Genomic DNA, 21,697 nt, shown 5'->3' on the forward strand with positions numbered 1-21,697 from the left:
ATTTGTAAAATCTGTCCATGAAAAAACGCCTTACGCTTACCTTTCCAAAGCGATCAGTGCAAATGCCAGTTACCTATCGGCTGGCAAAAGATTTTAATGTGGCGGCAAATATTATTCGTGCCCAGGTCGCTCCTAATCAAATCGGCAAGCTAGTAGTCGAGCTTTTAGGCGACATTGATGAGTTAGAGGCGGCGATCGAATGGATGAGATCGCAGGATATCGGCGTGTCTTCATCCAGCCGCGAGATTGTGATTGATGAGAATTTATGTGTTCACTGTGGGCTGTGTACGGGCGTGTGTCCTACAGAAGCACTTACCTTAGAGCCGGAGTCCTTTAAACTTAATTTCACGCGATCGCGCTGTATTGTTTGTGAGCAGTGTGTTCCTACTTGCCCTGTACAAGCAATTTCTACCAATCTTTGAAGTGAAAAGGCAAGAAGCGAGAGGCAAGGGGGTGAGAGGCGTGATAGATAAGAAACGCTTTATCAAAACAAACTATTCAAAACTCAAAACTCAAAACTCAAAACTCACCATTCATCTCTCCTCTGCTTCCCTCGGTTCCCACAAAGCCGTAGACTTAGACATACAAGACTAAAAAATCAAGATCTACAAAACGCAGTCTTGTCATGTTTACCCTATTGAGCGACCCGTGCGTAAGAATGTAATTGCTGGCAACTGGAAAATGTATAAAACCCAAATGGAAGCCTCAGAGTTTCTGCAAGGGTTTATGCCGCAGTTGGAAGATACTCTCCCCGATCGGGACATCATCTTATGTGTACCCTACACCGATCTCTTTGCCATGTCCCAAAATTTGCACGGCAGCAGTATTCGCCTAGGCGCACAAAATGTCCATTGGGAAGCGTTTGGGGCTTATACAGGTGAGATTTCTGCCCCGATGCTGACTGAAATGGGGGTGCGCTATGTGATTGTGGGACATAGTGAGCGGCGGCAGTATTTTGGTGAAACCGATGAAACGGTGAATATGCGTCTTAAAGCGTCTCAAAACGCGGGCTTGACTCCCATTTTGTGTGTGGGTGAAACAAAGCAGCAGCGGGATATGAATGAAACTGAGTCTATTATTTGCGATCAGCTAAAAGGTGGGTTGGCGAATATTGATCAGACGAATTTGATCATTGCTTATGAGCCAATTTGGGCGATCGGGACAGGGGATACCTGCGCGGCAAAGGAAGCAAACCAGGTGATTGGGTTAATTCGTAGTCAATTAAAAAATGCAGATGTGTCTATTCAATATGGTGGATCGGTGAAACCAGATAATGTAGACGAGATTATGGCGCAGCCGGAAATTGATGGTGCTTTGGTGGGCGGAGCTAGTTTGCAGCCTGATAGCTTTGCGCGAATTGTCAATTACCAAAAAATCTAGGATGACAGCCGTTGTTGATTCGCAACTATTCATTCTCTTGGGGCGATCGCACCTATATTATGGGTGTTCTGAACACTACTCCAGATAGTTTCAGCGATGGAGGGGAGTTCAATACTGTCGAAAAAGCAGTAGTGCAGGCGCGATCGCTGCGGGATGCGGGGGCAGATATTTTAGATATTGGTGGACAATCGACCCGACCCAAAGCCGCAGCAGTTTCTTTGCCAGAAGAACTCCAACGGGTGATTCCGGTGATAGAAGCGGTACGCCGAGAAATGGATTTGCCGATTTCAGTGGACACTACCCGATCAACAGTGGCAGAAGCTGCGATCTCAGCGGGTGCAGATATGATCAACGATATTTCGGGGGCAACTTACGATTCTGCCATGCTGTCAACGGTGGCAAAATTAGGCGTACCGATTATTTTGATGCACAGTCGCGGTACGCCCCAAACGATGCAGCAGTTGACCGATTATCAGGATTTGATCGGCGAACTAATGACGTTTTTGCAAGAGCGTATTGAAGTGGCTGTTACTGCGGGAGTTCAGCGAGATTTAATTGCGATCGATCCCGGCATTGGCTTTGCTAAAACCTATGCCCAAAATATTGAAATTTTGCAGCATCTATCGACGTTTCAGGCGCTCAATTGCCCTTTATTGGTGGGAGTTTCTCGTAAAAGCTTTATTGGGCACATTTTAGATCAGCCCAATCCTAAACAGCGGGTTTGGGGAACTGCGGCGGCGTGCTGTGCTGCGATCGCCCAAGGTGCCGATATTCTGCGAGTTCATGATATCCGCGAAATGCACGATGTCTGCCGGGTTGCCGATGCCATCTGGCGATCGCGCTTATAAACTTGCTTACTTTTTACTTGATCCTAAACCTCCTCATCACCACCCATATTTTGAATATTTTCAGCCACCTCAGTTTCTATCAAACCGCCGACTGCCTCATTTAGCTCTTTCGGATGCATAAAAATAATTTTGGAATTGTTACTTTTGCCTAGCTCATAATTTGTAGCTACATACTGTTGAGCAAGTAGGTATTTCAAGATTTCAGATGCTTGCTCCTTGTTATTCTTCAGGGCTTTGGCAATCCGTTGAATCGACTCTACCGTTCCTTCTGCCTTAGAAATCTCAGCACGACGTTCACTTGCGGCTGCTAGCTCATTTTCTAGAGATTTTTTTAAAGTGTCTGGCAGTGTAATTTTTTCCACTTCTACTCGAATCACCTTCACACCCCACTCTGCGGTTGGCTCATCTAGCTCTGTCACTAGAAATTGCCCAATTTTGTTACGTGAAGAAATTGTTTCTTTCAAATCCATGCGCCCAATCTCAGAAAGGATTGTGGTCAAAACTAAGCTTTTCAACGATTTTTCAACATTTTCAACGGCATAATTGGCTTTCTGTACATTTAAAATCTTCCAAGATATGATCGCATCCACAATAATGGTCACCTGATCTTTGGTGATTACGGATTGAGGCTCAATATCTAGAAGCTGTTCACGGGTGCTGTCCACTAACACGGTGTCTAAAAACGGCACTACAAAATTTAGCCCCGGTTTTAGGGTGCGCTGATATTTTCCTAGCCGCTCTACAATGCCCTCATAGCCTTGGTTGATGATTTTAATCGAGCCGATAATGTAACCCACGATCGCTAGGGCGGCAATGACAATTAGTGAGGGGAGTACATCCACAAGCTCAATGCCTCTAAAGAGTAGGAATTCTATTGAAATTGTAGCCTTGCTGCGTGAATACAGTCCTCTAGCATAGGTTCAAACGAGAACGCCTCTATATGGATGTTTCCATTGGAATCACCGCACGATTCCCGTAGGAAGTCCAATGGAAAGCTGCGCTGCTATTGTCCAGATCGCCAATTGATCGCCCTACCGCAGCCGCGATCGGTTCTAGACTGGTGATTAATTCTGCCATTGCTTCTAAAGAGAGGGCTTGCCGAGCATCCGACACAGACTGCTCAGGGGTAGGATGACATTCGATGATCAACCCATCAGCGCCCGCTGCAATCGCCGCTTTTGCTAGATTAGGCACTAGCTCTCGCTTACCTGCCGCATGGCTAGGATCAACAAGTACAGGTAGATGGGTTAATTGCTTTAAGCCAATCACTGCACCCAAATCCAGCACATTTCGAGTGAAGGGGTCAAAGCTCCGAATGCCTCGTTCACACAGTACGACGTTGGGGTTACCATGCGCCAAAATGTATTCCGCTGCCATGACAAATTCTTCTACTGTTGCTGCCAATCCGCGTTTTAGCAAGACAGGTTTATCTATCTGCCCAACGGCTTTGAGTAATTCAAAATTCTGCATATTACGGCTGCCAATTTGCACCATATCGGCATAGGCGCAGATCGGCTCAATTTGGGCGATCGCCATGACTTCTGTCACCACAGGCATTCCATACTGTTCTCGCATCGCGGCTAAAATCCGTAACCCATCGATGCCCATGCCCTGAAAACTGTAGGGCGAGGTACGCGGTTTGTATACGCCACCCCGCAATGCGGCAACGGCGATCGCAGAGAGGGACTGAGCAACCTGCTCCATTTGATCCAGTCCTTCAACAGAACACGGTCCGCCAATCACCACCAAGCGATCGCCCCCAATGATGACCTGCTTAGAAAGGGAAATCACCGTTTGATGGTTGGGTTGAGATTTCATTGCCAATTTAGCTTCTAACACGGAACTAAACTCCTTTAAGGAAAGTAATCGAACATACAAAAAAGCCCGGAACTCCTTAGCTCCGGGCGAAAACAGGCTAGCACAGCAGTTTACCCGGAAGCTTTCCTGTTCCAAAAATAAAAGCTAGAAAACCGACCGAACTGTTGAGTCATGAGATGAGAAGTAAATTAGGTTGGGAAAAATGCCTAGAAAACTAAAAAGCCGCAGATTTTACTCTGCGGCTCACCAGTAGATAGCATCAACGATGCTCACCTCCGGTGAACCGCTGAATACCAAAAATAAAAGCTAGACAAAATTATCATCTTTTTGGGAAATCGCTTGTGAGGCAATTTAGACTTTATCAGCTAAAAATAACAAAGCTTAGAGTTACAGTCAAGCCCCAATAGAAGTTGTCTTTTGGAAATTTTCCTCTTAAGACTTCTACTTTATATCTATTTCTACTCCTATCGGTTACCCAATTTCTACTCCTTTATGTACACTCGCCGTCGCTGACAAAAGCATAAATTATATAAAAGTTTGATGAAGCTATCCGGGTTCAATGCTATCGGTTGAGAAAGATGAGTTAAGGCATGATTTTAGCGGCTGGTGATTGAACTATACTTTTAACCCACTAAATTTACTGGCTTAAAACAATTCATTGAATGGAGTCTGCGCTAGAAACGAGTATAATAAAAACTTTTTTAAGGTCAGTATTGCTTAAGACGAGAAGGCTAGATGCGACACTTGTAGCTTTAAGACATCTTTATAGAAGATCCGTAGATTTACTAGTCATATTCCGATAATAGACCTAAAATTAGAGCAAAGCGCAAATCAAACCTAATGAACGTGTTACGCACCTCTGTAATTTGCATGATATCGCTGATGACGGTAGCCTCTGAACTATCAAGAGTTCAATTGAGCAATTTTGCTGGCTCCAAGGCGTTAATTGTTACTTTTACAGCGGACGATACTGCATCCAAGGAAGCTAAGTTACAGCAGCAAGCGCCTCATTTGTTGCTATGTTCTTATGAACCGCCTCCCGATATTGGAGGTCCCAAACGCACGGGCGGTTCTGGTGGTCGCTACGTTTGACTAAAAGTTTTGAGTTTTTGGCTTAGCGGCGATCGCTCATTGTGCCGAAATAGCTGACTCAATTGAATAGACATGCTAAGCTCTGCCATTTTTCCGGCTCTGCCATACCTAAGCCGTCCGGAATTTTCGATTTTAGGGGCTTTTTGTTGTAGTTGAAATGCTAAAAGAAGCAAAACTCTCTACGGTTATGTTCTAGACCTGTGGATCGACCTTAGATGTCTAAGCCAAATTCATAGCGGTTGATGAATAAACCAATGACGACATCATGCAACCAAATCGACTTGGAGAAGCAAATGGCTTTTCGAGCTAATCGCTTGATCCGAGTTCGTAAAGTCAAATGCTTACGCTCAATTGTTTGAGTATTCCGTTTGCCAACTGTATGAAACGTCGGATCAAGACGACGCTCATAATATTCTCTCAAATCGTTGTTCTTACCAGCTTAGAATAACCTTGTCACCCGCTAAGCTGGTAAGGTTTCGGGGCTTATAATTCGAATCTGGGAGTGTAGAAACAAATTTGCTTCTACACTCCGTTCGTTTGAGGCGGGGTTCTTGATTAAGACTATCTCTGTTAATTACCCACGATCCGTAGGCGTTGGGTAACCATGGTGATGCCATCATGGCGAACCACCACTGCTGATAGCCAATGGTGTTCTGAGTTAGTGGGTGCTTTACCAACTTTGAAAATGCCGCCAGAATTGAGCGGTTCTAGGTTAACGGATGTGGCGTTCAGGTAACCTTCTGGTTTAATAGTTTCTTCTAAGGCCGCTCCTAGCAGTAGATCGTCGCCTAAAGGTTCTTGAACGATCGCATCGAAGCTAAAATCCTGACCGCGATTGACCTGATTTGGCAGGTTGAGCTTGAGCGTCGGTGGATTACTGCCACTTGTAATTTGGCTGCGCTCGTTTGTGATTTCTTGACGAACTACTTTTTGATTTTCAATTCGCTGACGTGATTCTAGGGTAGAGTCAAGGCTATATTCACGATCGCCTTCTTGAAAAGTGCCTGTAATTCGCGTGACCGTATCTGCGACAATGCCGTTGCCTTCATTTTTCCAAGATTTTAATTCTGTCTGATAGCTCAGCTTTGGATACCTTTTCCAGAGGGAACTGAGTGACTGTTGTAAGTTTTGACGATTTAACCCATCACTGCTAGAAAAATTTGAGTCATACAAATCAATAACTGTATTAAGGTTACGGGCATTAGTCGCCGCATCTATTTGAGTTAGCAGAGTGGTAAGTTGAGTAGGCGCACTGCTAGTAGGATTTTGTGCCTGAGCGGTTAAGGGCAATATAGAACTCAACAGCGATGTGGCTAAACTAACCGTAAATATCCATATCTGCCAACGGTTTTTAGCTTGAAAGACGACTACTTGGGATGGTAAAGATGAGGCAACAGTGACAGTCAGGCGATCGCGAAAATGAGGATGCATAGAATTTAAATGTGATAAATCTTAGGACCTAATTTACTGAGAGTTAGCAGACTAGAGTCAAACATTATCTTAAGTTAACCTTAGAGCTATTGTATTAATGGATTTGCAGAAAATTCTGTACTTTGTAATGCTTGATCAAAGAACCTGTGACCCATCTTTTAACTCAACCGTTAACTAAGCGTCTGCTAATTGCTGCAAGTGGCACTGGTGGACATGTGTTTCCAGCGATCGCCGTTGCTGAAAAGCTTGCCGACTATGAGATCGAGTGGTTAGGAGTACCCGATCGCTTGGAGAAGCAGTTGGTTCCGGCGCGCTATCCACTGCACTTAGTCGATGTGGAAGGATTTCAAACAAAAGGATTGGCGACGGTAAAAGTACTGCTGAAATTTGCGCGATCGCTGTGGCAAGTGCGCCAACTGCTACAAAAGGGTCGCTTTGATGGGGTGTTTACCACAGGCGGATACATTGCCGCTCCCGCCGTGATTGCTGCCCGTTCCTTGGGGATTCCTGTGGTGTTGCACGAGTCGAACGCCCTGCCCGGAAAAGTGACCCGATTTCTTAGCCCTTGGTGCAATGTGGTGGCGATCGGGTTTGAGGCAGCTAAGACCCATCTACCCCGAGCTCAGCACTGTGTTTATGTCGGTACGCCCGTCCGTGCTCAGTTTTTGCAAAACCTGCCGCCGCCTTTAAACTTGCCCATTCCGGCAGATGTGCCGCTTTTGGCGATCGTGGGCGGCAGTCAGGGAGCGGTTGCCGTAAATAACTTAATTCGTGAATCTGCCCCTACCTGGCTAGAAGCGGGTATTTGGATCGTGCATCAAACCGGCGACAATGACCCCAATGTCCAAAGCTTGCAGCATCCCCATTATTTTCCGTTGCCGTTTTATGGCAACATGGCAGGGCTGTTTCATCGGGCAAACCTGGTGATTGGTCGGTCTGGGGCTGGCACCTTGACGGAACTGGCGATCGCCCACACGCCCTCCCTACTAATCCCCTATCCCTTCGCCGCAGACGACCACCAAACGTACAACGCCAACGTGTTCGCAACCATCGGAGCCGCCAAACTATTTCAGCAAAAAGACCTCACTGCCGCCGATCTCACAACCGAAGTTCTGAATTTGCTAGGCACCACACCTACCAGTGTTGCAGTCTTAAACCAGATGGCAACTCAAACCGCTAGCCTTGCCGTTCCCGATAGCGCCGATCTCATGGCAGCCCTAATCCGAGAAGTAAGCTAGTGCTTATGCGATGCAGATGGCTAGATCACCCCGTCTGTCAACCATAGTTGATGGTCAAATAGTAGGAAAAATAAGCAATGAGCTTAACGTTTTATTATGCTCCTATGTCTACATCGAGCGTCACCGAAGCTGTTCTTGCAGAGCTTGGTACACCCTGCGAACGTGTGAAGCTGGACATCAGGGCGGGCGATACTCAAAAGCCGGAGTTCCTCAAGATCAACCCAAACGGAAGAGTTCCCGCGATCGTGCATGAGGGCACACCGATCTGGGAGTCATCCGCCATTACGATGTACCTCGGCGAGATTTTCGGCGTGGATGCCAAGCTTTACCCCGAACCGGAACCAAAGCGGGGCGAAGCGATGAAATGGATTACCTGGAGTAATGTTGTGCTTGCCGAAGCAGGTGGACGATTGTCTGCGGCGTTGCCCACTAGCAGTGAAGGAGCCGTGCAGCCGAACTCATTGGACTGGGTGCCCCCCGATCAGCGTAGCGCGATCGCACGCGATCGAACTAGAGAAGGCAAAAGCGGATCTCGCTAAATGTCTCAAAATTCTGGACGGCGGGCTGGAGGGGAAATCGTTTTTGCTGGGCGACTATAGCCTCGCGGATACCCATCTGCAAGGCTTCGTTGGCTGGATTAGCTCAATGGACGTTGATTTGACACCCTTCCCCAAGGTCACGGGCTGGCTACAGCGCTGTAGCGAACGTCCAGCGATCGCAAATTTGATGGCAGGCTGATGCACCCCATGGTTTTCAAGCTCCCCAAAAATGCAAATTTCTGGGGAGTCTTTTTGCCCTAAAAAACGTTAGAAATGTAATCCACTACGACTGTTTTTACTTGATCAACCAGTACGACATTGGAGCCGACGACAACTAAGTCGTAATAGGTTGGTAGATTAATGTAGGTGTTGATTTGTTTGGGCAATGGCACCAGTTTCTTGGCAATGCCGGGAGGTAAGCCCTTGCCACGCAGCAATTGCTTCTGAATTCCAGGGGGCAGCGATCGCCCTTGGTTAATAATCTGAGTGCGAAGCGCATTGCTTACTAGATAGTTGCAACTACTACAACTTCCACGCATCAAATTAACTAATACGGTACGCTGACTTGTTGTAAAGCTTTGAATCTGCGTTTGCTGAACTCTGCGAATGGCACCGTTATATGCAACCACTACTCTAGGACTAGTCTTATAAACCGTAACTACGCTTTCGATCGTCTTAGTAGTTACGCCGGGGCGACCTCCCAAGAAGGTAAACGTCCAAGAATCACCGTTATCCACATAAGGGCAACGGCTGGCAGGTCCGTGCATTGAATCTTCTGCACGATACACCCGAATACCGCCATTAGCGGATTCTGCGGCTTGACGAGCAAGATTTTTAGCTCGGTTTAGGTCAATCCGAACTTCCCGTCGATTATCATCATTATCGTCATCGCGTCCTCGTCCACGATTGTTATTGCGTCCTTTTTTGTCATCGTCATCATCGTTATCAGCCATCAACCAGCGCTGAGTGCGATCGCCTTGGCTAAGAGAAACTCCATTAGATTGGGTTACTTGAGGCGATAGGGTTAATGCATTTGCAGCAACAGGTATTGCAGTGAGCAGAGCAAAGCTGGTTACAGCCAATAGGCGCTTACCCAAAGATGCAGGTGAATAAAGCATCAAATTTCATTCTCCTAATTTCAAGTTGATAGTGAAATCGTCTAGTCTCTAAACTTCTTTCATGCTGATAAGGTTCCCTAATCACCCTGCTCTTGACCTTAGCTTCACAAACGAGAAATATTTAATCAGAAACGCCTTTTGCTCAGTTGAGTTTTCAAAAAACCTTCCGTATTCTGTCCTTTATACTCATTTTTCGTCTCTTTCTTAAATCACTATTCAGTTAGATGCAATTGGGGATCATGTTTCCGCATAATAACGATTAGCACTGCTTAAAAAGTCGAGAGCCAATGAATGGTTAGTTCTGGTTTGCCGAAATCAAAAAGTCGCCTATTAAACTGGTGGGATTCGCTGACACCGATGTCACGAATGTTGGCGATCGCCCTAGCTGCACCACTTTCTGTGTTAAATGCTTGGGCATTTTCATCTATTTTTAGCTACTTTCAATCATTGATGGTGGTGCTGATTGTGGCATCCCTGGTCGCGTTCATCCTGAACTACCCAGTTTACTGGCTACAAGAAAAAGGAGTTCAGCGGACTCAAGCCGCGATTATTGTGTTCTTGTCGGCGTTGCTGGTGTTAGGGGTGCTAGGCGTAACGCTACTGCCATTGGCGATCGCCCAAGCCCAACAGCTTGTGACTCGCTTGCCAGAATGGTTTGACTCAGGACAGCGCCAACTCGTCATGCTGGATGATCGGTTAGGCACCTTGGGGCTGCCTGTGAGCCTGGATGGTTTAATTTTGCAGCTAAACGATCGCCTCAAAAACCAACTCCAAGGCATCGCGGGCAGTGCGTTGAACCTCACCCTCGATCTGGCAGTATTTACAGTCGCTAAGCTGATTGATGTCTTGCTAACCGTCATCTCTACGTTTTATCTATTGCAACATGGCGATGAAGTTTGGGAAAACATTATAGGCTGGCTGCCAGCGCGAATTCAGCAGCCTTTCTCTAAAACCTTACGCTTAAGTTTTCAAAATTACTTTTTGGGACAAATTATTTCCTCGACCTGCATGGCAGTCGGGTTAATTTCCATTTTCTTGGTGCTAAAAGTGCCCTTTGGTTTGCTGTTTGGCTTAACGATTGGGTTAATGGCGCTGGTGCCCTTTGGCGGTTCTGCTGGCATTGCTTTGGTGACTCTGCTCGTGGGACTGCGGGATATTGGCATGGCGTTTCAGGTGTTGTCAGTAGCGTTGATTGTCCAACAAATTGTGGAAAACGGCATCGCGCCTAGAGTTTTGGGCAGTGTAACGGGGCTAAATCCTTTTTGGGTGTTTGTGTCGATTTTGACCGGGGCGCGAGTGGGTGGATTTTTGGGAGTCGTGGTGGCAGTGCCCATGGCAGTCTTAATTAAAGAAGCGTTGGCATCGATTCGAATGACGCGCAAGGGTGACCCCCTGCTCAGTAATGAGATTACTCATCGCCCAACCGCGATCGAATCTCGCATTGCACCCGATGAATTGATGGATACGGCAAAAGGGAAAGTGCCGGGTGAAGTTTAATTGACAGCTTGGCTACTATGACTGCGGGGATCAGTTTTGCTTGCTTTCTCAGGAGAAATTGGCGCGGAATAGGCAGAAGTTTGTCCCATAGGTTGGGCATAGGGCAGGGGGGTATCTTCGCTAAGAGCCGCTAGATTGGCTTCCATCACAGATCGCGGCTGTTCCCCAATCGCCTCGGCAATCTTTGCGCCTTCATCATTCAAGAATACAAAATGAGGAATGCCATCCACGCGATACTGCAATACTTCGGGTAACCATTTATTGTTGTCCACATTCAGCATGACGAAATTCAGGCGATCGCCATATTCTTGCTTTAGGGCTTGCAGATCCGCTGCCATGGCTTGACAACTGGTACACCAATTGGCATAAAACTCCATTAGCGTGGGCTTGCCGTTACTGAGGGCAACCTCTAAGGGAATCGCTTCTTCCGCCATCGCGCTCAGCATTCCTGGCGCAGTTTCGGTCTTAAAGCCTAGAAAAATAGAAACACTAAGGGCGATCGCGACCAGGGCAATCACAAAATTTCGCAGGCGCGTTGCCGAAGTTGCTTCGGATGCTTGACTGGTCGCCATTGGCGGCGTGGCAGGTGTATTAGAGGAATCTCCAGTCATAGCAAATCTCTAGAAAAACAGCTTTCCTTCAGTGTACCTCTGTCTTAAAGTCTGTTCATTTACCCTTTACCTCCTCCACCCCTCCTACTCCTCCACCCCTCCACTCCACGACCTCCTAAGCCGGATCACAGCGAATTTCAATCAAAAAGCCATCCGGATCATAAAAGTAAACACCCTGACCCGTGGGGCGGCTGACTGGACCATGGGCGATCGCCACCTGATTTTGCCGCAACACTTCAACGGCTTGGTCAAACAACGACGGCTCAATCTCAAACGCCAGATGATTAGCGCGGGTAAACTGCTGCTCAGGATCGGGGTTGGGCGGCAGCAACTCTGGCTCCCAAAATAAATCCAGCACGGTGCCATCAGGCGTGATGAAGTTTGCCACCTTTCCCTGCTCCACCAACTCTTTCAATGTCTCAGGCACTTCCTCGCCGCGTAATTCGTGCAGTCCCAGCAACATTCCATAAAAATATCGAGATGCTTGCATATCACGCACATTTAGCGCAATGTGATGCACTCGACGCAGCATTCCCTGGGCTAAAACACAAGTGGATGAAGTGGCTAGCATAAGAGCGATCGCAATAACAGGTTTGATAGGGTTATAGCAAATCTTGCGAGATTCATGCAGCCGTGAAAATCCATGGCGGTTTAAGCGGTTTAATGAAAGCATTGGAAGTTGCAAAACCTTTTAGCCCATGAGCATCCTGGACGATATTTACAACGCTTTTGAGCCTGCCCCATTGCCTGCCGGATCGCCGCTGTATGTGGATTGCAAAGCGGTGCGGGGTGGCAGCGATATTTTGGTGGAATTGGGCAAAAAGATTCAGCGATCGCAGCAATCTACCTGCCAGTTGTATTCCGGTCATCGGGGCGGCGGCAAATCGACCGAATTGCGACGGTTGCAGCAAGACCTTGATCGCAAAGGCTGTTTAGTCGTTTACTTCTCCGCTGAAGATGAAGACATTAACCCCGAAGATGTGGAATATGCCGACATTCTGTTGGCGTGTACCCGGCATTTATTGGAAGGGCTGAAACTGGCTGACCCGAAACCCGTGGTCGGTTGGCTAGAAGACCGCTGGCACGCGATTAACGACATTCTGCAAACCGAAATCTCCTTGGATAAGCTCAGCGTTGAAGGGTCAATTCAACAGTTTGCCAAAATCACCGCCAGCATTCGCGCCCAACCCAGCCAGCGGCACCAAATTCGCCAACTGATTAACCCCCACACCGAAACTCTGGTGGTTGCCCTAAATCAATTTATTGCCGATGCCAAAGCCAAACTGCCCCCCGATAAAAACAATCTGGTAGTGATTGCCGATGGGCTAGAGAAAATTACCTTGATCAGCCGGGAAAACGGACGCAGCAACCACGATGAGATTTTTGTCGATCGCGCTGAGCAGCTTAAATCCCTCAATTGCCATGTGATTTACACGGTGCCGATTTCTTTGGTGTTGTCCAATCGGGCATCGGACTTGATGGAGATTTACAACTGTGCGCCCCAAGTGTTACCGATGATTGCCGTACAAACACGAGACAACCAGCCTTACCCAGCAGGGATTGAGAAGCTCAAGGAAATTGTCCAGTCTAGAGTGCGATCGGTGGCAAATGCTAAAGGGTTAACTCTAGAAACAGAGGTCTTCGACAATTTAGAAACGTTGGAGCGGCTCTGCACCATTAGCGGCGGTCATGTGCGAAACCTGATTTTGCTGATGCAATTGGCGATTGATTACAATGAAGAAGCCCTACCAATTTGGTCAACAGCGCTACAACAGGCGATCCGGCAGCTTCGCAAAACCTATCGCGATACGGTGAATGACAACCAGTGGACGCTGCTGGTGAAGGTGTTTCGCAGCAAGCGCATTCCCCACGACGAGCAACACCGCAGTTTGCTATTTACCCGCTGCCTGTTGGAATATGTGGATGAGGAGGAAGCTTGGCATGATGTCCATCCAGTATTGCGGGATGTACCCGAATTTAAGGATGCGTTGAAAGACAATATCGGGGGACTTTCCCCCGCGCCCCCGCTACTTGGGGGACTCACTCCCCCACCCCCCCCGCATTAGAGTTCTGGGATGTAGCACCAAGACTCAATGCAACTGTTCTTTGTTCAATCGATATGACTCCAGTTTGGAGGGAGTTTGAGGGAAGCAATCGTCCCTCAATGGGGGTTTGGGGGCATCCCCCAATGCTTTAAAGACACTGACTTTGACATTTCCCCATCCAGTGCTGAAGGTCTTCGGAATTTCATGTGTACAAGTCAGTCCTAAAAATCTCGTTTACTCGCTTTCGGTTTCAACCGTTATGACCTCTGACCCGATTGACTGGAATGAAGACGTTTCGACCAACCCAGAGCAAGAATATCGCGCTCTGCTGAAATCCCTGCGGCGCACCCGCAATTTTGGCTTGTTTTTTGTTCAGTGTTCCCCCGTGGAAGGAGAACGGCTGATCCAGCGCATCCGGCAAGACCTGCCCCAAAAGCAAACGGAAGTATTAACCCTGACCGCCACAGTCACTAACCTTTACGATGAAGTGGCTGCCTTGCCCAACAAAGACCAGATTGAAATTCTGTTTATCCAAGGGTTGGAACACTCGCTGTATGACTATGAGCAAGAGCGCCTGTGGCATGAACCAGAGCAACGCTACAGCTACGACGAAAGCGGCGTTCCTAAACTGCTGGCACACCTGAACCTCAGCCGCGAACGCTTCCGCGACCATTTCAAAATGTGCTTTGTGTTTTTGGTGCCCCTGTTTGCCCTCAAGTACCTGATGCGCCGTGCCCCCGACTTTTTTGATTGGCGATCGGGTGTACTGGAGTTTGCGATGGATGCGGAGCGACTAGAGCAAGAGTCGCAGAGGCTTTGGTTAGAAAACGACTCTGAAGAATACCTGACTTGGACACCCTACCAGCGCAGTGCCCGGATTTTGGAGATTCAAGCACTATTAGAAGAACCCCATCAAATCTCGGATCACAAGTCAAGTTTACTGTTTGAGCAGAGTCGTCTTTTCTATGCTTCTAAATCTTACGAAGCCGTGATCACTATCTACGAGAAAGCGATTGAAATTGACCCTGATGCCTATAAAGCTTGGCATAACCGCGGCAAGGCGCTATATGCTCTAGGGCGAAACGAAGAGGCAATTGCTAGCTACGATCAAGCGGTCGCCATTCAACCCGACTTCCACTCCGCTTGGCATAACCGCGGAAATGTGCTGTCTGTTTTAGGGCGAAACGAAGAGGCAATTACTAGCTACGATCAAGCGATCGCCATTCAACCCGATTTCCCCTACGCATGGTATGCCCGTGGGCTTGCGCTGTCTGTTTTAGGGCGAAGCGAAGAGGCGATCGCTAGCTGCGAGAAAGCGATTGAAATTAATCCCGATGACCATGGAGCCTGGAATAGCTATGGACTTGTGCTGACTGCATCGGGGCGAACAGCAGAGGCGATTGCTAGCTACGAGAAAGCGGTTGAAATTAATCCCGATGACCACGGAGTGCGGTTAAACCGTGGGAATGCGCTGAATAAATTGGGGCGGCATGAAGAGGCGATCGCCAGTTATGACCAAGCGATCGCAATTAAGCCCGATAATGAAAGAGCGTGGTACAACAAGGCTTGCGGCTACGGGCTTTGGGGCGACATCAAGAAAGCCCTGGAAAACTTGCAGCAAGCGATTAAATTGAATTCAGATTGTCGAAATTGGGCAAAGACGGATGCTGATTTTGATGGCATTCGCCAAGATGCGCGATTTCAGGAGTTGATGGGCAGAAATGGAGAATGAGGGACAATCGTTGGCTGACGGGTGCTAATTAATGACTAAAAAGCAAAAGCTGCTTGAAAAGATTTTGGCGAGTTCAAAGAATGTTCAGTTCAATGATTTCGTTACACTGATTGAAGCATTCGGATTTCGGTTATCCAGGGTCAGGGCAGTCATCATATTTTTGAACATCCAGATATTTCTGAATTAATCAACATTCAGAACAAAAAGGGTGAAGCCAAATCCTATCAGGTTCGCCAATTTTTACTGCTGATTGAGCAATACAACCTCACGCTAGATAAGGAAACGGAAGCATGAAGGACTATCACATCAATGTTTTCTACAGTGACGACGACGAAGGCTATATCGCAGATATTCCAGATTTGAAGTTTTGCTCTGCCTTTGGTGAAACCCCTGAAGTAGCTGTTCGAGAAGTGCAAATCGCGAAATCGGCTTGGCTGGAGGCTGCACAAGCAACCGGGAAACCCATTCCACTGCCGCGCTACCGACCGATTATTTATCAAGCGAGTTGAGTTCAAGAAACCGGGTTTCTTGCGAAAATCACTACGAGAAATCCTGGTATTTGGGTTAGAAACCCGGTTTCCATGGGAGCGCCATTTTGAACCAGCGAAAGATGTCTGAGGTGGTCAGGTTGAGGGGAATGGTGGGCAAGACGGGAACGCGATCGCTCTATCGCCATCAGAATTTAGGATCTGAGGACACTTTTGGGGGCACCAGATAAATCAGCCCAGAGATTAACGTTAGGGCGACTGAGAGCCAAAAGGCAATCTGTGCCCAAATTTGCCACTCTAAGGGAAGCGGTGCAATCAGTAGGGCGATCGCGCCAATTTGGCTAACAGTTTTTAGCTTGCCCCAAACATTGGCACCCGAAATTTCTATGCTTGATTGTAAAGCGGGAGTGACCCGCCAACCAGCGATCGTCAATTCCCGCGCCAAAATCAAAAACACCCCCCAAGCAGGCACTTGCCCCAGTTCAACCAAAGCCAGCAGCGGCGCTAAAACCAGCAGCTTGTCTACAAGTGGGTCAAGAAATTTTCCAAGCTCTGTCACCTGATCGAGTTTGCGCGCCAGATAGCCATCGACCCAATCGGTACTAGCACCCAGCAAAAAAATAAGCAACACAATCCAGCGTGAGATTGGGTCCGGTTGTGCAAGTCCATACAAAATGGGTGGCACAACTAATAGGCGAGATAGGGTAACCCAGGTTGGCAAATTCATTTATTGAATGGCGAGTGGCGAGTGGCAAATGGCGAATGGCGATGGAAAACAAGATGACGCGATTCACCTTTTCCTTATCACTTGATCAATGTATTCCAAAAGTAATCCGCAATCGCGCTGTTTCTTTCTTTCTGCATTGCTTGGGTTGGATTTAACAGCAGCGATCGCTGGCGCAATGGGCGACGCAAAAAGCCTTCGCTGCCAGCACGACGGGCGACTCGATTGGGAATGCCATCTCCATATAGCACATGCCCTTGCCCTACCAATACGACTATTAGCGTATTGGGGCGCTTTTGCAGTGTGAAGGCAATCCGATCTGCCATGGTTTCATCCCACAGCACTTGCGCCAAGAAAAACTTTTCAAAATCAGCACTGTGGCTGCTTCCGGCATGAATCTCGTCGTAAATTTGACGAATGCGCTGGCGATAGACTTCGGGTTCTAATCGGATAGCAGATTTTGGTGGAATCCACTGTCGCTCTGCCAAGGTCAAGCTATCGAGTCCAGTACGCGACACTTTTCGAGTGATTTCAGTGGGCGTGTTTAATGCAACCACTGGCAGCTTTTGCGCTTTAGCAAATCGCAAAACGGGGGCATAAAATTCCCAAGGATAGCCCCAGCGTTTTTGATATTGGGTTGCATTTTGTAGTTCTGCTTCTGATAAATTTCCGGCTAAATAGCGATCGATCGCCAATTGATAGGGGCGCTGAAACATCTCCAGGGCGATCGCCAGATTAGGACGCAACCGATGCAATTCTTGAAGAATATAAAGTTGTGCTTCATGATCTGCTGGGCGATCGTGGGTTTCTGCTAAATATACTACTTCGACCTTAGCTAGATCTTGCAGAGCGATCGCAGCCGATTCAACCTGCTGATTGGAGCGATAAATTACAGGTTCCAAGCCACTTTCTAAGTGAAGTGCATCAGCGCGATCGCACGGAAGCCACAGCAAAAAGAGACTTGCAATAAATGCCGACACGGTTGTTACTGGCGGGATGGTCATAGTGTGTTCAATTCAGCGATTCGCCGAAATGCGATCGCCCTAGCTAAAAATATCTCTTCCGCTAATCTTATTCATATCTACATCGCTTTGACTCAACCAAACGATCCGAATGCCGAATGGCTCGGATATGCTTGAGATGAAAAATAAATGAAATAGCAATTAACTAGGTTGATATTGGCAATCTGTGCTTTGAACCGCCTAGCTGATCACTTTTTATAAATTCCTTTTGAGTTTTTTTATTGTCAATTTTTTACCGTGAATAATATCAATTAATTTTTAAGTCTCACAGCATGTCAGGGAAACAACCACTCGCCAATTTGAGGTTGAGGATGTCGGATAGTCCAGATTTTTTTCAAGAGGCAAGCGATCGCGCCGAGTTGATTGAGAAACTACTTGAGATCGGAACAGCGCTCTCCAGCACCGACGACTTAGCAGAAGTACTCAGCCTAATCTTGACAAAATGTCGGGAAATTACGTGCAGTGATGCAGGCAGTGTGTATTTGATTGATCATTCGGTTGAGGTTCCACGGTTACTTTTTAAGGTTGCTCAAAACTTTTCTAGCCCGACCACCTTTCGGGAGTTCGCCATGCCAATGACCCAAAATAGCTTGGCTGGCTATGTTGCCATCACTGGAAACACCTTAAATTTACCCGATGCTTACGAAACTCCACCCGATGCACCTTATCAGATTGATCGCAGCTTTGACCAAAGTATTCGCTATCGCACGCGATCGGTATTGGTTTTACCCATGCAAAATCAGCGAGGCGATACCATTGGAGTCCTGCAACTGATTAACCGCAAAACGTCCGCAGATACAGTAGTCACCCCTGAAAATGCGCTCACCATCACTCAGCCCTACTCAAAATGGGAAGAGCGCGTTTTAAAGTCCCTGGCAAGCCAAGCAGCTATTTCGATCGAGCGGAATCAGTTACATCAAAGCATTGAAAATTTATTTGAAGGGTTTGTCAAAGCTTCCGTTCAAATTATTGAAGCTCGTGATCCTTGCACCTCTGGTCACTCTGAACGAGTCGCAGACTTAACGGTGCGACTGAGTGAAGAGGTGAGCGCTGTATCGTCTGGACTGCTGGCACCTATTATATTTGATCGCCACCAAATTCAAGAAGTTCGCTATGCTGCCCTACTGCACGATTTTGGCAAAGTAGGCGTACCAGAAGCCGTTTTGGTTAAGGCAAAGAAGCTCTATCCCTTGCAGTTAGAAGTTGTCAAACACCGATTTGCCCTCGCTCAACGATCGCTTGAAATGGAGTGCGCCCAAGCCAAATATCGCCACCTCATCGAACACCCTAGCCATCTCATCCAACATCCTGATTTATCCGATTCAGATTGTTTGCATTGCCAACAGTTAGAGCGGCTGAATGCTCAATCAGCGGACGCGATCGCTCAACTTAACCACTATTGGGACATTCTTTTAGAAGCCAATGAACCCCGCATCTTAGCAGAAGAACCGCTATTGCAACTCAAGGAACTAGCTCAGTTCACTTACCAAGATGTGGATGGACTGGAAAAACCACTGGTTACTCCAGAAGAAATGGAACAACTTTTGGTGCGTCGGGGCAACCTCACGGAACTAGAGCGCGAAGCAATTCAATCCCATGTCACTCATACTTATGAATTCCTCAAACGCATTCCATGGACTAAGGAACTGCAAGGAGTGCCCATCATTGCCTACGGACATCACGAAAAACTGGATGGATCAGGCTATCCCAGAGGCTTGAATGAAGTTGAGATTCCGGTTCAATCTCAAATTATGGCGATCGCTGACATTTATGATGCACTCACGGCAGGCGATCGTCCCTATAAACGCAGCCTAGCCATTCCCTCTGCTATTCAAATTTTGAAACAAGAAGCCGAACATCACAAACTCAATACCGAACTAGTCTTATTATTTGAACACCGTCAGATATTTTCCGTCTTGGGACATCAACTAACCCCTTAACCTTGCTGTAGACCCATTACCCATCTTCACCAAAGAAAATTTTTAATTTTAAGACTTTCAGTGAAATGTATTCTAAATTACAAAAACTCTAAAAAATCAGAGCATAATCTAGACTAGGCTAACGAATACGGAATGCAATTTAAGTTTCCATCTGCTAATCTAATTAGTCATAGGTCAGTCATTAGCCACCCTATGTCGGTGTGAGGAGAAAAAATGTCAAAAAATTTGTCGAAAACCCTGTTAGTTTTTCCAGCACTTCTAGGTGCTTTTATCGCAGTTGCAGCCCCCAGTGTTGCCGCTGAAAAGGCTGCTCTTTCTGAAGAAGCTACAGCGCCTAGCTCAACATTAGGTCTAACTGAACAAGGTCTAACCGAACAAAATATTGCTCAAGCGCTGCCTACTGAACAAAATATTGCTCAAGTTCTGCCTGCTGCACAAAATTTCGCTCAAGCGCTGCCTGCGGCTAGCAACACACCTTCCGACTCAGCGTCTCTTGAACAAATCAATCGCTATGTGCGCGAGGGTCGTTCCAACCAACTGGGTCAGGTTACCTCAGTCTCTCAACTGACTGATGTTCGCCCTACTGATTGGGCATTCCAAGCCTTGCAGTCACTTGTTGAGCGCTACGGCTGTATCGTAGGCTATCCCGATAGAACCTTCCGAGGCAACCGTGCAACAACTCGGTTTGAATTTGCGGCTGGTTTGAATGCCTGCCTAGACAAAATTCAAGAATTAATCGCCGCTGCAACCGCAGACTTTGTTAGAAAAGAAGATCTAGAAGTCGTTAAGCGTCTCCAAGAAGAATTTGCAGTTGAACTCGCTGCTCTACGCGGTCGCGTTGAATCTTTGGAAGTCCGTACAGCAACCTTAGAGAAACAGCAGTTCTCTACCACCACCAAGCTATCTGGCGAAGTTATTTTTGCAGTAACAGACGAGTTTGCTCAACCGGGCAGAAACGAAACTGTCTTCCAAAATCGGGTTCGCTTGCTACTTTCCAGCAGCTTTACCGGTCAAGACAAGTTAGTGGTTCGGTTGGCAGCCGGAAACGCCGATCCTTTCAGAACCTTTGATCTGGCTGGCAATGCTACAGGAAATATCCTAGAAGGATTCCAGCAGTTTAACTTTGGTAGCACTGGCGGTAACAGGGTTGTTGCTGATTGGGTTGCTTATTACTTCCCCATTGGTGAAAACATTCAGGTTTACCTGCCTGCTTATGGAGGTCTTCACTATGACTACATGCCAACTCATGCAGGTTACTTTGAGGATTTTGATGGCGGTAACGGTGGTCTTTCCTACTTTGCTTCCCGCAATCCTATCTATGGCATTGGTGGCGGTTCTGGTGCTGGTATTACCTTTGGTGCTGGCAGAGCAATCTCTCTCAGTGCTGGCTACCTAGCTGATAATGGTATTGGTGGAAGTACACTAGGTGCTAACAATCCAGCCGAGGGTAATGGCTTGTTTAATGGCAGTTATAGTGCCATAGCGCAACTTAATTTCACCCCCAATGAAAAATTGTCTGTTGGGTTAGCCTATGTCAACGCCTTCCGCAAAGGGGATGTGTTTGACGGTGGCGGTGGAGCGGCAGCAAACGGCACGAGCCTTGCGAACTTCCAGGATGCTGGTATTTTGGGTGGGGCGGCTGGCAGAGTCGTGAATGGTGGCGGTATTTCTGGAGTCTTCAAGCTAAGCGACAAGATTGCGATCAATGCTTGGGGTTCCTACTTTGACATTGATGCATTGCGTGATGGTCGTCGCGGTCGTGAGGTTTGGAGCTATGCTTTAGGTCTTTCTTTCCCCGACTTTGGTAAGCCGGGTAACGTGTTGGGATTGTTGGCAGGTACGCCTCCTTATGCAGGTGGGATTGGTAATATCCCCATCCACGTCGAAGGATTTTATCGCGTTCGGTTGACAGACAATATCTCGGTTACTCCTGGCGTGATTTGGGTGATTGATCCGGGTCAAAATCGCTCTGGAACTGATACGTTGATTGGAACAGTGAGAACAACCTTCACGTTCTAAGCGGGTTTGTTTTCCCTCACATTTACTGTTGAGTGAGTTCTGATGACAGAATTCCTAACAAGGTTAAAACCCCGCTATCAAGCGGGGTTTTTATTGCGATGTTTTGCTCCTCTCCCATGGATGATCTAGTTGCTCCAAACGGATGATTTAAAGGG

The 21,697-nt window shown here is 47.4% G+C and carries 23 protein-coding genes and 1 pseudogene; 14 read left to right on the forward strand and 10 right to left on the reverse strand.

From position 1 onward, the window contains the following. Window positions 1-17: 17 nt before the first annotated feature. From AB3R30_RS13900 to folP, 3 genes are all read left to right on the forward strand, one after another. Window positions 18-422 carry an NIL domain-containing protein gene (locus AB3R30_RS13900; protein ID WP_458649791.1) on the forward strand — a complete coding sequence of 135 codons (405 nt, stop codon included), beginning with the start codon at window positions 18-20 and terminating at the stop codon, window positions 420-422. 226 nt (window positions 423-648) lie between these two features. Beyond that, the gene (gene tpiA, locus AB3R30_RS13905; RefSeq protein ID WP_458649792.1) at window positions 649-1,380 is read left to right on the forward strand and encodes a triose-phosphate isomerase; all 732 of its coding nucleotides are present in this window, start codon (window positions 649-651) and stop codon (window positions 1,378-1,380) included. A gap of 11 nt (window positions 1,381-1,391) precedes the next feature. Beyond that, a complete protein-coding gene (gene folP / locus AB3R30_RS13910; protein ID WP_458649793.1) occupies window positions 1,392-2,228 on the forward strand; it encodes a dihydropteroate synthase in 837 nt (278 codons plus the stop codon). A 23-nt stretch (window positions 2,229-2,251) separates the two neighbouring features. On the opposite strand, the gene AB3R30_RS13915 is transcribed toward folP, so the two are convergent. After that, window positions 2,252-3,070 carry an SPFH domain-containing protein gene (locus AB3R30_RS13915; RefSeq protein WP_458649794.1) on the reverse strand — a complete coding sequence of 273 codons (819 nt, stop codon included), beginning with the start codon at window positions 3,068-3,070 and terminating at the stop codon, window positions 2,252-2,254. 94 nt (window positions 3,071-3,164) lie between these two features. Beyond that, on the reverse strand, window positions 3,165-4,067 hold the full coding sequence (aroF, locus tag AB3R30_RS13920) for a 3-deoxy-7-phosphoheptulonate synthase (protein ID WP_458649795.1): 903 nt from the start codon (window positions 4,065-4,067) through the stop codon (window positions 3,165-3,167). Between the two features lie 894 nt (window positions 4,068-4,961). Here aroF and AB3R30_RS13925 point away from each other — a divergent pair. Continuing rightward, entirely contained in the window at window positions 4,962-5,138 is a 177-nt protein-coding gene (locus tag AB3R30_RS13925) for a hypothetical protein (RefSeq protein WP_458649796.1), read from the forward strand. Here AB3R30_RS13925 and AB3R30_RS13930 read toward each other — a convergent pair. The 3 genes and pseudogenes from AB3R30_RS13930 to AB3R30_RS13940 form a co-directional block, all read right to left on the reverse strand. Next, window positions 5,129-5,311: a hypothetical protein gene (locus AB3R30_RS13930; RefSeq protein WP_458649797.1), complete on the reverse strand. Its 183-nt coding sequence runs from the start codon at window positions 5,309-5,311 to the stop codon at window positions 5,129-5,131. The genes AB3R30_RS13925 and AB3R30_RS13930 overlap by 10 nt on opposite strands. A gap of 38 nt (window positions 5,312-5,349) precedes the next feature. Then, window positions 5,350-5,547, reverse strand: a pseudogene (locus AB3R30_RS13935) (IS1 family transposase); the annotation flags it as partial. A gap of 161 nt (window positions 5,548-5,708) precedes the next feature. Further along, window positions 5,709-6,569 carry a nuclear transport factor 2 family protein gene (locus tag AB3R30_RS13940; protein ID WP_458649798.1) on the reverse strand — a complete coding sequence of 287 codons (861 nt, stop codon included), beginning with the start codon at window positions 6,567-6,569 and terminating at the stop codon, window positions 5,709-5,711. A 146-nt stretch (window positions 6,570-6,715) separates the two neighbouring features. Between AB3R30_RS13940 and murG the strand changes: the two genes are divergently transcribed. From murG to AB3R30_RS13955, 3 genes are all read left to right on the forward strand, one after another. Continuing rightward, on the forward strand, window positions 6,716-7,807 hold the full coding sequence (murG, locus tag AB3R30_RS13945; RefSeq protein ID WP_458649799.1) for an undecaprenyldiphospho-muramoylpentapeptide beta-N-acetylglucosaminyltransferase: 1,092 nt from the start codon (window positions 6,716-6,718) through the stop codon (window positions 7,805-7,807). A gap of 77 nt (window positions 7,808-7,884) precedes the next feature. Then, on the forward strand, window positions 7,885-8,346 hold the full coding sequence (locus AB3R30_RS13950; protein WP_458649800.1) for a glutathione S-transferase family protein: 462 nt from the start codon (window positions 7,885-7,887) through the stop codon (window positions 8,344-8,346). Then, window positions 8,243-8,545, forward strand: coding sequence for a glutathione S-transferase family protein (locus tag AB3R30_RS13955; RefSeq protein WP_458649801.1), 303 nt, complete (start codon window positions 8,243-8,245; stop codon window positions 8,543-8,545). Before AB3R30_RS13950 ends, AB3R30_RS13955 begins: the two co-directional genes overlap by 104 nt. Before the next feature lie 58 nt (window positions 8,546-8,603). On the opposite strand, the gene AB3R30_RS13960 is transcribed toward AB3R30_RS13955, so the two are convergent. Further along, window positions 8,604-9,464, reverse strand: coding sequence for a hypothetical protein (locus AB3R30_RS13960; protein WP_458649802.1), 861 nt, complete (start codon window positions 9,462-9,464; stop codon window positions 8,604-8,606). Between the two features lie 291 nt (window positions 9,465-9,755). Here AB3R30_RS13960 and AB3R30_RS13965 point away from each other — a divergent pair, with 291 nt between their 5' ends. Then, complete coding sequence (locus AB3R30_RS13965) at window positions 9,756-10,961, forward strand: AI-2E family transporter (protein WP_458649803.1); 1,206 nt, start codon at window positions 9,756-9,758, stop codon at window positions 10,959-10,961. On the opposite strand, the gene AB3R30_RS13970 is transcribed toward AB3R30_RS13965, so the two are convergent. Continuing rightward, a complete protein-coding gene (locus AB3R30_RS13970; protein WP_458649804.1) occupies window positions 10,958-11,572 on the reverse strand; it encodes a thioredoxin family protein in 615 nt (204 codons plus the stop codon). The two genes, AB3R30_RS13965 and AB3R30_RS13970, sit on opposite strands and share 4 nt — an antisense overlap. 115 nt (window positions 11,573-11,687) lie before the next feature. Further along, on the reverse strand, window positions 11,688-12,245 hold the full coding sequence (locus AB3R30_RS13975) for a VOC family protein (protein WP_458649805.1): 558 nt from the start codon (window positions 12,243-12,245) through the stop codon (window positions 11,688-11,690). Between the two features lie 25 nt (window positions 12,246-12,270). Between AB3R30_RS13975 and AB3R30_RS13980 the strand changes: the two genes are divergently transcribed. From AB3R30_RS13980 to AB3R30_RS13990, 3 genes are all read left to right on the forward strand, one after another. After that, window positions 12,271-13,638 carry an ATP-binding protein gene (locus AB3R30_RS13980; RefSeq protein ID WP_458649806.1) on the forward strand — a complete coding sequence of 456 codons (1,368 nt, stop codon included), beginning with the start codon at window positions 12,271-12,273 and terminating at the stop codon, window positions 13,636-13,638. Between the two features lie 238 nt (window positions 13,639-13,876). Next, window positions 13,877-15,349 (forward strand): tetratricopeptide repeat protein, encoded by a 1,473-nt coding sequence (locus tag AB3R30_RS13985; RefSeq protein ID WP_458649807.1) that lies wholly within the window; start codon window positions 13,877-13,879, stop codon window positions 15,347-15,349. A 290-nt stretch (window positions 15,350-15,639) separates the two neighbouring features. Then, window positions 15,640-15,858 (forward strand): type II toxin-antitoxin system HicB family antitoxin, encoded by a 219-nt coding sequence (locus AB3R30_RS13990; protein WP_458649808.1) that lies wholly within the window; start codon window positions 15,640-15,642, stop codon window positions 15,856-15,858. Window positions 15,859-16,024: 166 nt separating this feature from the next. Here the strand turns inward: AB3R30_RS13990 and pgsA are convergent, their stop codons facing one another. Beyond that, complete coding sequence (pgsA, locus tag AB3R30_RS13995) at window positions 16,025-16,564, reverse strand: CDP-diacylglycerol--glycerol-3-phosphate 3-phosphatidyltransferase (protein WP_458649809.1); 540 nt, start codon at window positions 16,562-16,564, stop codon at window positions 16,025-16,027. Window positions 16,565-16,641: 77 nt separating this feature from the next. Continuing rightward, window positions 16,642-17,565 (reverse strand): ChaN family lipoprotein, encoded by a 924-nt coding sequence (locus AB3R30_RS14000; RefSeq protein ID WP_458649810.1) that lies wholly within the window; start codon window positions 17,563-17,565, stop codon window positions 16,642-16,644. 3 nt (window positions 17,566-17,568) lie between these two features. Here AB3R30_RS14000 and AB3R30_RS14005 point away from each other — a divergent pair, with 3 nt between their 5' ends. From AB3R30_RS14005 to AB3R30_RS14015, 3 genes are all read left to right on the forward strand, one after another. Further along, entirely contained in the window at window positions 17,569-17,700 is a 132-nt protein-coding gene (locus AB3R30_RS14005) for a hypothetical protein (RefSeq protein WP_458649811.1), read from the forward strand. Window positions 17,701-17,894: 194 nt separating this feature from the next. Further along, window positions 17,895-19,523 (forward strand): HD domain-containing phosphohydrolase, encoded by a 1,629-nt coding sequence (locus AB3R30_RS14010; protein ID WP_458649812.1) that lies wholly within the window; start codon window positions 17,895-17,897, stop codon window positions 19,521-19,523. A 213-nt stretch (window positions 19,524-19,736) separates the two neighbouring features. Continuing rightward, on the forward strand, window positions 19,737-21,542 hold the full coding sequence (locus AB3R30_RS14015; protein WP_458649813.1) for an iron uptake porin: 1,806 nt from the start codon (window positions 19,737-19,739) through the stop codon (window positions 21,540-21,542). Window positions 21,543-21,697: the final 155 nt, after the last annotated feature.

It is taken from the genome of Sivoneniella epilithica UHCC 1019, from assembly GCF_040830845.1.
GTDB lineage: Bacteria > Cyanobacteriota > Cyanobacteriia > Leptolyngbyales > Leptolyngbyaceae > ULC077BIN1.